The sequence below is a fragment of the Pseudomonas sp. GW821-FHT09C10 genome (assembly GCF_059418085.1).
The window spans coordinates 317,119-328,596 of the sequence record NZ_JBWKPE010000007.1 but is presented as its reverse complement, the minus strand read 5'-3'; the positions used below and the strand labels follow the sequence as shown (position 1 = coordinate 328,596).

The 11,478-nt window shown below is 60.4% G+C and carries 9 protein-coding genes and 1 pseudogene; 6 read left to right on the top strand and 4 right to left on the bottom strand.

Annotation, left to right across the window (positions count from 1 at the left end):
* The coding region (locus AC07OT_RS16280; RefSeq protein WP_495108508.1) for an immunoglobulin-like domain-containing protein at positions 1–1,100 on the top strand (1,100 nt) is incomplete at its 5' end.
* Between the two features lie 179 nt (positions 1,101–1,279).
* On the opposite strand, the gene AC07OT_RS16275 is transcribed toward AC07OT_RS16280, so the two are convergent.
* From AC07OT_RS16275 to AC07OT_RS16260, 4 genes are all read right to left on the bottom strand, one after another.
* Positions 1,280–1,906 carry a helix-turn-helix transcriptional regulator gene (locus AC07OT_RS16275; protein WP_027603534.1) on the bottom strand — a complete coding sequence of 209 codons (627 nt, stop codon included), beginning with the start codon at positions 1,904–1,906 and terminating at the stop codon, positions 1,280–1,282.
* Positions 1,906–3,039, bottom strand: coding sequence for an NAD(P)/FAD-dependent oxidoreductase (locus AC07OT_RS16270; RefSeq protein WP_495108507.1), 1,134 nt, complete (start codon positions 3,037–3,039; stop codon positions 1,906–1,908). Before AC07OT_RS16270 ends, AC07OT_RS16275 begins: the two co-directional genes overlap by 1 nt.
* The gene (locus AC07OT_RS16265) at positions 3,036–3,971 is read right to left on the bottom strand and encodes an ornithine cyclodeaminase family protein (RefSeq protein ID WP_495108506.1); all 936 of its coding nucleotides are present in this window, start codon (positions 3,969–3,971) and stop codon (positions 3,036–3,038) included. The genes AC07OT_RS16270 and AC07OT_RS16265 overlap by 4 nt, the downstream gene beginning before the upstream one ends.
* 69 nt (positions 3,972–4,040) lie before the next feature.
* A complete protein-coding gene (locus AC07OT_RS16260; RefSeq protein WP_495108505.1) occupies positions 4,041–4,979 on the bottom strand; it encodes a LysR family transcriptional regulator in 939 nt (312 codons plus the stop codon).
* Between the two features lie 108 nt (positions 4,980–5,087).
* Here AC07OT_RS16260 and AC07OT_RS16255 point away from each other — a divergent pair, with 108 nt between their 5' ends.
* From AC07OT_RS16255 to AC07OT_RS16235, 5 genes and pseudogenes are all read left to right on the top strand, one after another.
* Entirely contained in the window at positions 5,088–6,587 is a 1,500-nt protein-coding gene (locus AC07OT_RS16255) for a CoA-acylating methylmalonate-semialdehyde dehydrogenase (protein WP_027603551.1), read from the top strand.
* A 241-nt stretch (positions 6,588–6,828) separates the two neighbouring features.
* Positions 6,829–7,767, top strand: coding sequence for a pectate lyase family protein (locus AC07OT_RS16250; RefSeq protein WP_495108504.1), 939 nt, complete (start codon positions 6,829–6,831; stop codon positions 7,765–7,767).
* A 251-nt stretch (positions 7,768–8,018) separates the two neighbouring features.
* Entirely contained in the window at positions 8,019–9,269 is a 1,251-nt protein-coding gene (locus tag AC07OT_RS16245) for a glycoside hydrolase family 68 protein (protein WP_065947964.1), read from the top strand.
* A gap of 212 nt (positions 9,270–9,481) precedes the next feature.
* Positions 9,482–10,609: pseudogene (locus AC07OT_RS16240) on the top strand (HAMP domain-containing protein); the annotation flags it as partial.
* A gap of 144 nt (positions 10,610–10,753) precedes the next feature.
* Positions 10,754–11,467 (top strand): methyl-accepting chemotaxis protein, encoded by a 714-nt coding sequence (locus AC07OT_RS16235; RefSeq protein ID WP_370737670.1) that lies wholly within the window; start codon positions 10,754–10,756, stop codon positions 11,465–11,467.
* The last annotated feature ends 11 nt before the right edge of the window (positions 11,468–11,478 follow it).

Sequence of the window (11,478 nt, the reverse complement as noted above, 5' to 3'; positions counted from 1 at the left end):
CAGCCAAGGGCGGCAGCACGAGCGGCAGCGTTGATTTCCCGATTCCGGCGAGCGCCATCGCTGCCAATATCGGTAACAGCAACCGAATATTTACCTTCAGGTATGAAGTGATCCGTGGCAGTGAGGCCAAGTCTTCCGGAACGGTAACGGTGACGGTGACGCCGATTCCTGCAGCGAACCTGCCTCGCGCGGTCATTCATAACATACCTAACGGCGGGACGCTGGACCTGAACACGTTTGCCGGCAATGCATGGGCAGCCCTGGGGAGATGGCCTTTTATTGCTGGCGGGCAACGGGTGTGGATTATCTGCAGCAGTGCGGGAGTCGCCGACCTGTATGTGCTCAATGGCGTGGCGATCACGGATACCGAAGCGGCGTACGGGTTGACGAATAAAACGGTGGTGCGCAGTTGGCTGGAGTCCGTGCCCAATAACCAGCAGATCCATGTGAGGAGCCAGGTGACGCTCAATGGCAGCGTGAGCCCTGGCGATGTGATTACTTTCCCGACGACGACTTACACGTTAGCGAAAACCTTGAGAATTGATCCAACCACAATGAACTTGAATGGGTACGCAATTATTGCATTCAACTGGCCCAGGAATGGGCAGGATTATCCAGGAAACGCACAAACCCGTTTGGCCACTGGCGGTCAACCACCCTACACATACACATCACGTAACAACGCCATCGCCCGGGTGAGCGGAAACGGGAAAGTGGTGGGATATGGTAATGGCAGCACGGTAATCGATGTTGAAGACGTTGCAGGGCACACGGTGTCATACAGCGTCGCTGTCTCTAACGTGTGGCACGTACGCGAGAATGCTAACTCTCTGAGCAGTGCCGAAGCCTACAACTGGCGTAGATCACTGCCAGGTGCCATAGGACTGGATTGGACCAATGGTCTTGAGTACATGCAGAGGGTGTATGGTCCTGCGGCGCAGTTCCCTGTTCCGAATGATGCGTATTATTGGGTATGTATTGACAACGGCGTGTATTGTCACTGGTTAGTCGATGCCACTTGGGATACCAGACGTCCCAACCAGATCTCATGCCTTGGTGTGAACTGGAGAGCATGGGCTTGGTGCTTACAGCCTTCCTGACTATCAAATTACCAACGAGTAACCGCGACGGATCTATACCGATGATAGATCTGTCGCGCGTTGGTGCTACCAGTGCGCAGCTCAAAGTCTCCAGCGTACGGCACTCTTCGCCAACCGCCCCGCATCGCATCCACATTCGCCGCCAACCGCCCCTTCCACATTTGATCAGCGGTGTTCGATCAGCCCTTGAGCTCCTTCAAATGCTTGTAGACCGTAGCCCGCCCCATGCCCAGCACATTGGCCACGTAGTTCGAGGCGCTCTTGCCCTTGAACGCCCCCTCGGCATGCAGCGCCAGCACCAGCTCGCGCTTGTGGTCACGGGTGAGCAGGTTCAGGCTCAGCTGGCGCTCGCGCATCCAGGCATGCAGGAACGTGTTGATACGCTCCTGCCAGTCATCGCGAAACAGCGAGTCCGGTTGCGGGATCAGCTTGCTCGGCGACAGGAACAGGTCCAGCGCGGCCTTGGCGTTTTCGAACAGTGAGATATTCAGGTTGATGCACAGCACCGCCAGCCGGCGACCTGTGTGGTCATGCAGCACGGTGCTCAGGCTGCGGATTTTCTGGCCGTCCCAATTGAGCTTTTCGTAGGGGCCGATATTCACGTCGCTGACGTCGGCGCTGAGCATGTCCTCCAGCGCCGAGTCGTCGCCAATGCCTCGTTTGGACAGGTTATTGGCGATGTAATCGACTTTTTGCGTGCGCAGGTCATGCAGCACCACTTCGGCATGGGGGAAGAACAACGTGGCGATTGCATCGGCAATCGCACGGAAATTCTGCAGGACTTTTTCGTGTTCGGCGCTGTTCATCAATGGGGCTCCAGGCGGGCGAGGGAGAGCATACCAGCGTCGAGGCCGAACCGTGTCAGTGCCTCCGGCAACGCTTCACCGCGCACCAGCGCCGCACTGGCCTGGCCCATGGCAGGGGAGGTCTGGATCCCATAACCGCCTTGCGCCGCCACCCAGAACAGGCCGGGCACCTGCGGGTCGAAGCCGCTGAGCAAATCACCATCATGCACAAAGCTGCGCAGGCCGGCCCAGGTGCGCGTCGGGCGGCGGATGTTCAGGGTGGTGGCTTCTTCGATCTGGTAGATGCCCATGGCGATGTCCAGCTCTTCGGGCTGTACATCCTGGGGCTCCACCGGATCGGCATTCGCCGGCGAGCCGAGGAACATGCCGGCGTCGGGCTTCATGTAGAAGGCTTCGTCGAGGGCCACCAGCATCGGCCAGGCATGGCTGTCCACGCCTTCGGGGCCGGCGAAGATAAACGCCGAGCGCCGCTTGGGTTGCAGGCCGATGGACGCGGCGCCCGCCAGCCCGCCGATATGATCGGCCCAGGCCCCGGCGGCGTTGATGATGATGGGCGCGGTGTAGGTCCCGTCCTGGGTGTTTACGCGCCAGAGTCCCGCGCTGTCACGGCTCAAGCCCAGTACATGGCTGTCGGTGCGCACTTCGCCCTGATTGCGCCGGATACCGCGCAGATAGCCCTGGTGCAGGGCGTCGGTGTCGATGTCGCTGGCGGTCGGGTCATACAGCGCGCCATGGACTTTTTCCCGGCGCAGGATCGGCAGGCGCGCGCAGGCTTCATCCGCCGTGAGCCGTTCGACCTGGGGCACCGTGGCCTTGGCACTCAGGTACTGGGCCTGCAATTCGGCGGCGTCACCGTTGAAGTCCACGGTCATTTCGCCGCGCGGCGTCAGCAGCGGGTGCTCGCAGAAACCCGGCGGCGAGTTATCGAAAAACGCGCGGCTGGCCTGGGTCAACGCCCGCACCTGCGGGGTGCCATACGCCGCCGTGTAGAGCGCCGCCGAGCGTCCGGTGGAGTGATAGGCCGGGTGGGATTCACGCTCCAGCACCAGCACCTTGCCATGGGGCGACAACCAGAAGCCGGTGGACGCGCCGGCAATGCCGCCGCCGATGATGATGAAGTCGGCGTGGCTCATAACAGTCTCCAGAGGGCATTGGCCAGGGCGATGTCTTCCAGGCCCAGGCCGATGGAACGGAAAAATACGTGGCGGTCACAGGCCGGGCGCTGTACCTGCTCACTGAGCAGTTCGGGCAGGTCGCCGACGATCGCGTTCTTGTCCCAGCCGTGCTGTTCAGCCGCAATCAGCATCTCGCCGGCCGAGCCGGGGGTGGTCTGGCGATAGTCGCAGAACACCTGCATGGCGTTGAGGCTCTGGGGCGGCACTTCATGGGCACGCTGGGCGTTGGTGCTGATCGAGGTGATCAGCGCCGGCTTGCTCAAGCGCGACGGGTCGATCACCGGGCCGGCCGATGAGGTGCACAGCAGGATCACATCGGCGTCGGCCACCGCCGCATCGCAGCTGTCGGCGACGCTCAAGCGTGGATCCAGGCGTTTGATGGCGTCGGTATTGGCAGTGGCCAGGCTGGGCGAAAACACACTGATGCTCTGCCAGTCCCGCAGATTCTTCACGTAATGCAAATGTGCCAGCGCGACCTTGCCGCTGCCGATGATCGCCAGGCGCCGTGCCGCCTGCGGGGCCAGCGCCTCCACCGCCAGCGCGGTGGTCGCGGCGGTGCGCGCGGTGGTCAACTCGGCGGCATCGCACAGCAACAGGGGCTCCCCGGTTTGCATCGACATCAACAGCGTCCAGGCCGTTACCAGCGGCCCTTGCTCGCGCACGATATACGGCGAGGTCTTGACCCCGTACACCCCCTCTTCAGCCAGCACGCCCAGGTAGTTGATGAAGTCGCCCGCGCCGTGGGGGAACACCACTAACTGCTGCGCCGGTTGCACCGCTTGCCCGGCGGCCAGGGCGCGGAACAGCGTGCGCAGGATCTGCGGTACATCGACTTGGGCAAGCAATTCGCGGGCCTGGGCTTGGTTGATTACATGGGGCGCGCTGGACATGGATATCTCCGATATCTGAACTTATTTGTCCATTATGGACTTTTAGTTCCGTTGAGCAAGCTAAAAACCTCAGCCCTCGAAGCGGAATCCCGTCGATAACTTCTCCTTCAAATACCCTACCAGCGCACTCACCGACTTCGGCACATGGGGCGAATACGGCCTGATCAGGTAGATCTCATCGGCAAACGCGCCCTTGAGTGTCCAGCCCTTGAGCACCTGTACCAGCTTGCCGCTGGCCAGCGCGGCTTGGGCGCTGAAGTCCGGGAGCAGGGCGATGCCCAAGTGGTTGAGCGCCGAATCACGCAGGGCTTCGCTGTTGTTGGTGGCGAAGCTGCCGGCGATGGGCACGGTGAGGCGTTCGACCTTTTTGCTGCCGCGCTCGAAGGTCCAGGCGGGCTGGTCGGTGCCGCGCGGGTAGAACAGGCAGTTGTGCGCCGACAGGTCGTGGGGTTCGCGGGGTTCGCCGTGGCGTTGCAGGTAATCGCGGCTGGCGACCAGCACCGAACCGGTGTCGCACAGCTTCCAGGCCACATGGGTTTCCGGCACCTGGAAGCCGTGGCGCACAGCGAGGTCGTAGCCTTCGGCCGCCAGGGAGCTCAGGGAATCCGAGACATCCAGCTGGATACGCACCTGCGGGTACTGCTGCAGGAATTCCGCCAAGTGCGGCACCAGCTGTTGCCGGGCAAATGCCACGGGGGCGGTCAAGCGCACCAGGCCACGAATCTCCCCGGCGGAATCGCGCACCGACGAGAAGCTGCGCGCGATTTGCTCATAGGCACCGCGCACTTCACGGGTCAGCGACAACCCGGCATCGGTCAAGCGCACGCTGCGCGTGGTGCGGGTCACCAGTCGTGTGCCGGTGGCTTTCTCGAGGTCGGAAATGCGCTGGCTGACTGCGGATTTACTCACCCCCAGGCGCGCGGCGGCGGCGGTGTAGGTGCCGTGTTCCTCCAGCACTGAGAGCCAGTGAATGTGGGTCCACAGCCCTTCGATCTCGGATTTTTCCATGGGTTTATTGTTCGCCTGTGAGGACAATCAGTTCTTGATTCTGCTCTGGTTTGGAACAAACCGAAAGCCTATCGTGTGTCCCAACGCAACCCACCTGGATCGACTGCCATGACTACAACCATCGAGCACTACATCAACGACCAGCGCGTCAGCCGCGATGATCGCTATCAGGACGTCTACAACCCGGCCACCGGCGAAATCACCGGCCGCGTTGCCCTGGCCAGCAGCCAGACCGTGTCCGAAGCCGTCGCCGCTGCCCAGGCCGCTTTTGCCGGTTGGGCCGACACCCCGCCTATCCGTCGCGCCCGCGTGCTGTTCGAATACCTGCACCTGCTGCGTGAGCGCAAGGACGACCTGGCGCGCATCATCGTCGCCGAACACGGCAAGGTCTTCACCGATGCCCAGGGCGAAGTCGACCGTGGCATCGACATTCTCGAATTCGCCTGCGGCATCCCCAACCTGCTCAAGGGCGAGCATTCCGACCAGGTCTCCCGTGGCATGGACAACTGGACGATGCGCCAGCCGCTGGGTGTGGTGGCCGGCGTCACACCGTTCAACTTCCCGGTGATGGTACCGATGTGGATGTACCCGATCGCCATCGCGGCGGGCAACACTTTCATCCTCAAGCCAAGCCCGACTGATCCAAGTGCTTCGCTGTTCATGGCTGAGCTGCTGCGTGAAGCCGGCCTGCCTAAAGGTGTGTTCAATGTGGTGCAGGGCGACAAGGAATCGGTGGACGCGCTGATCGCGCACCCGGACGTCAAGGCCGTGAGCTTTGTCGGCTCCACGCCGATTGCCCAGTACATCTACGAAACCGGTGCGCGCAACGGCAAGCGTGTGCAAGGCCTGGGCGGCGCGAAGAACCATATGGTGGTGATGCCCGACGCGGATATCGAAAAAACCGTCGATGCCTTGATGGGCGCCGCCTACGGCAGTGCCGGCGAACGCTGCATGGCCATCTCCGTCGCGGTGCTGGTCGGCGATGTCGGTGACAAGGTCATCGCCGCCCTGACCGAACGCGCCAGGCACCTGCGCATCACCGACGGCCGCGACCTCAAGGCCGAGATGGGCCCGATTGTGTCCCGCGCCGCACTGGAGCGCATCAGCGGCTACATCGAACAAGGCGTGCAGGCCGGCGCGCAATTGCTGCTCGACGGGCGTGACTATGTACCCACCGAGGCTGGCCTGGAAAACGGCTTCTGGCTCGGCGCGACCCTGTTCGACCACGTGACCCAGGAGATGAGCATCTACCGCGAAGAAATCTTCGGCCCGGTACTGGCCTGCGTGCGCGTGAATGACTTCGCCGAGGCGGTGAAGCTGGTCAACGATCACGAGTTCGGCAACGGCGTCAGCTGCTTTACCCGCGACGGCAACATTGCCCGCGAGTTTGCCCGGCGTATCGAAGTGGGCATGGTCGGCATCAACGTGCCGATCCCGGTGCCGATGGCCTGGCACGGGTTTGGTGGCTGGAAGAAGAGCCTGTTCGGCGACATGCATGCCTACGGCACTGAGGGTGTGCGCTTCTACACCAAGCAGAAATCGATCATGCAGCGCTGGTCGGAGAGCATCGAGCAGGGCGCGGAGTTTGCGATGCCGGTGTCCAAATAACGTTGGAAGAACACCGTAGGGCAAAAGTGGGAGGGGGTAAGCCCCCTCCCACTTTTGGTTGTTTTTCACTTGAGGGTTGACGGCCAGGCGAATGACGAATACTGTACATAAACACAGTGTTTAAGCGCTGATCAACCAGGATGGCAACATCAGCCACGCCAAACACTGTGTGCAAGTTAATGGATTAACTTAATGCACAGGCTCGTTATACCGAGCCGTTTTATTGATAGAGAGGGAACTCATGTCCTATCCAGAAAGCAAACTCACCGGCTTGACCGGTTTCGCCCTCGCGGCAAAAGTCACTGGCGGCTGGTCCGGCCCTGTGGTCAGCATTACTACCCTGGATCAACTCAAGGCCAATATCGGCGACACCACGCCTCGGGTATTGGTGATCAACAGTAATATCTCGGCGTCGAGCCTGACCAAAGTCAACTTGGGCGCCAACAAGACCCTGATCGGTTCCTTCCAGAACCGCACTTTGGAGAATATTCACCTGCGTGCAACCGCGCAGTCGCAGAACATCATCCTGCAGAATATTATCTTCAAGCATTCGGCAAGTATTAAGGCCAATGACGATATTCAGGTGTACCTGAACTACGGCAGCAAGTATTGGATTGACCATTGCTCCTTTGTCGGGCACAGCTGGTCCACCACTGACGGCAGTGAAGATAAACTGCTGTATATCGGTGAAAAAGCCGATTATGCCACCATCAGCAACTGCTTCTTTGGCAGCCACAAGTACGGGCTGATCTTCGGTCACCCGGCGGATGATAATAAGGCAGAGTTCAACGGTTATCCGCGCCTGACGCTGTGCCATAACCGCTTCGACAATATGGAAGTGCGCGCACCCGGCTTGATGCGCTACGGTTACTTCCATGTGTACAACAACTACATCAATAACTTCCACCTCGGTTTTACCCTGGCGCAGAACGCCAATATCCTGTCTGAAAGCAACTACTTTGGTGAAGGCAGCGAGAATAAAGGCATGTTGGATGACAAAGGTACCGGGACGTTCACTGATATAAACAGTGTGCCGCCGATCACCAACCAGAAGTCGCCCAAAGCACAATGGACGGCCAGTTCCAACTACGCCTATACCTTGAAGACCGCGGCGCAAGCCAAGGACTTCACCCAGAAGAATGCCGGTGCCCAGGCTGCGGCGCTGGTATTCGGTAGTTGAGTAGCTAGCTTTCTATTGAGCTGTCATTTATTGCAAGTGCCACTGTATTTATATCAAGGATATAAATACAGTGATGGCCTTTGTAATCTAAATAATTCTTCATGTTGCGATAAGCAAGTGCCCATGTTAAACCTTGGGGCGCACTTGCAGAGCCAACTATCTCTTGCTCTTTCAGTCAGTATTAAGTTGCTGGCTGTTCGGTGCTATTTAATCTTCGCTTGTCACTTAAGCGTCAGCAAAAGGACATCATCATGAAACATGCGAATCACACACCCACTCGCTGGACACGGGCCGATGCGCTGAAAGTTAATGAAAATGACCCGACGACGACACAGCCGTTAGTGAGTCCTGACTTTCCTGTCATGAGTGACACGGTCTTTATCTGGGACACCATGCCCTTGCGTGAGCTCGATGGCACGGTGGTATCGGTGGATGGCTGGTCGGTGATCTTCACCCTGACCGCCGACCGTCGCCCCCATGATCCACAATTCATCAATGCCGATGGCCGTTACGACATCAAGCGCGATTGGGAAGACCGCCATGGTCATGCGCGGATCTGCTACTGGTATTCGCGCACCGGCAAGGACTGGATCTTCGGCGGCCGTGTCATGGCCGAAGGGGTTTCGCCGACCACCCGTGAATGGGCGGGTACGCCGATCCTGCTGAACAACAACGGTGACATCGACCTGTACTACACCTGCGTCACGCCGGGTGCCACGATTGCCAAAGTCCGGGGCCAGGTCATTACGTCCGACACCGGTGTCACCCTCCAGGGCTTTGATCAGGTCAAGTCGTTGTTCGACGCCGACGGCACCTATTATCAAACCGAAGCGCAGAATGCGACCTGGAACTTTCGCGATCCCAGCCCCTTTATCGATCCCGTCGATGGCAAGTTGTACATGGTGTTCGAAGGCAATGTGGCCGGCGAGCGCGGGACTCACGAAGTGGGCCCGAACGAGCTGGGCCTGGTGCCGCCGGGGCACGAGGACGTGGGCGGTGCCCGCTACCAGGTGGGCTGCATCGGCATCGCCGTGGCCAAGGACCTCAACGGTGACGAGTGGGAAATCCTGCCGCCACTGGTCACGGCCGTCGGCGTGAACGACCAGACCGAACGGCCGCACTATGTGTTCCAGGACAACAAGTACTACCTGTTCACCATCAGCCACAAGTTCACCTATGCCGATGGCGTGACGGGGCCGGATGGCGTCTATGGGTTCGTCAGCGATCATCTGTTCGGGCCCTATACGCCGATGAACGCGTCCGGGCTGGTCCTCGGCAATCCGCCGTCGCAGCCGTTCCAGACGTATTCCCACTGCGTGATGCCCAACGGCCTGGTGACGTCGTTTATCGACAGCGTGCCCACCACCGGCGATGACTACCGCATCGGCGGCACCGAAGCGCCGACGGTCAGGATCGTGTTGAAGGGCGATCGTTCGTTTGTGCAGGAGGCTTATGACTATGGTTACATTCCGGCGATGCGGGATGTGGTGTTGAGCCAGTGACCGCAATGCAAAACCCAGCCTGATTTCATCAGGTAGGTGGGAGGGGGCTTGCCCCCTCCCACTTTTTTTTGACCGCATTTCAGCCTGCCTTCAAGGCTCAAGTCCTCGCCCACCTGGCCGATACAGGCACTAGCGCCACGAGTGATCCCGAACTCGTAGGTGCACGCCTGGTCGTCGCTCAGGTCAACGAATAAAAATCAAAAGGGGTGGCCATGCCCATATTGCAGCGTGTGATCGGCGGGTTTGCGGTGTTGGTGCTGTTACTGCTAGTCATGGCGGGGATCAGTTATCAGAACACCCAGTCCATCAGCAGTCGCTTGAACATTATCACCGGCGAGTCGGCACCCTTGAGCCGGGCCGCCAGTGAGCTGTACGTGTATATCCTGCGCGCCAACCAGGCGTTGCTGGCCCTTCAGATCAGCACCGACCCCAAGCAGATCGAGGACGGCAAGCGACCGTTCACCGAGAGCATCGCCCAGTTCAATCAATTGCTCGACAGCACCCTTGCCTATACGGGCGAGCATGAGGCGCTGCGCGCGAACCTGGCGCAGCAGCGCCAACAGGTCGCGGCCTACGCCGAGCAGGCGCAGGCGTTGATGACGTCCCATGTGCAACACGTGCAGCAGTTGGCGCTGACGCGGCAACTGCAAGGCTACAGCAGTGCACAGGCGATACAGCTGACCAGCTATCTGCGCGACTACATTGCCCATGCGCGCAGTGTCGGCGAACCGCAACAGGTGGCCGCAGCGGAAAAGCTGCTGTTGGAAGTCAACAAATCCTACGATGGCTTCGCGGCTCATACCGTCACGCCGGCCATTGATAAATTACAGCGTGTGCTCAATCTCCAGGACGAAGTGATCAGCACCCGGGCCCAGGCCCTGGCGGCGATTGACCCCAGGGTCGGGCGGATTGCCGGCGTCATGGTCAATCGCCTGCTGACTGACCTGACCGCCCCTGACGGCCTGTTCCAGGCTTATCAGGTGGAGGCAAAACTGGCCGCGCAGGTGCAGCAGCAACGCAGTGCGGTTGACGCGGCGCTGAAAGCCACCCTGGACAGGATTGGTGAGTTCGGCAGCCAGTCCCTGGAGGTCGCCAACCAGGCCAGCCAGTCGGCCAATGCCACCCTCGGCACCAGCCGCAGCTTGCTGTTGATCGCGTGTGTGCTGGCGGTGCTGGCGGCGGTGGCGATTGGTACCTGGGTCGCCTTCAGCCTGCGGCGCCCGCTGGCGGCGTTTCGTGAAGTCCTCAAGACGCTCACGGCGGGAGACATGCGGGTCAGTTTCGATGTCAGCCGTAAAGACGAGTTCGGAGAGTTGGGCGGTTACCTGAACGAACTGACCACGGCCCTGCGCAAAACCTTCCGTGAATTGATCGGCTCTGCCGATGCGCTGGCCGTTACCGCGGGCAGCAACGCCCTGAACAGCGAGCAGACCACCCGGGTGGTGGATGAACAGAAGGACCGCTTGCAATCGGCGGCTTCGGCCATGACGCAGATGGAAAGCACGGTCGAAGAGGTGGCCCGGCGTGCGCAGGACACCCGCCAGGCCGTGGACGACACAAGTGAGCTCACGCACAAGGTGCAGGCGCGTGTGGCCGAGACCATCGTCAATATCCGCCAGCAGGCCGACCAGGTGAACAAGGCCACGCAGGTGACCGATGAGTTGCAGAAGTACGGGCAGAATATCGAAGGCATTGTTGTCGCCATTCGCACCATTGCCGAACAGACCAATCTGCTCGCCCTGAATGCGGCGATCGAAGCGGCCCGTGCCGGCGAGCAGGGACGCGGTTTTGCGGTGGTGGCCGATGAAGTGCGCTCCCTGGCCAGCCGTACCCAGACCTCGACCAGCGAAATCCAGGACATGATCGGGCTCATGCAGGAAAAGATTCACTCGGTGGTGCACGTGATGAACGAAAGCCAGGCGCAGTCCACCCAATGCGTGTCCCTGGCCTCGGGCGCGGGTGACTTGCTGCTGTCGATGAGCGACTCGGTCGACAGTATCCGCGACATGAATATCCAGATCGCCGCCGCCACCGAGGAGCAGAGCGCCACGGTGCAGGAAACCAGTCGGATGGTCATCCAGATCAACGATTCGGCCCAGCAGACGGCAGACGGCGCCGAGCAGTCCGCCATCAGCAGCCACGAGCTGTCGGACATGGCCAAGGTGCAGCGCGAGCTGCTCCATCATTTCAGCGTTTGAGCCGCGGGAGT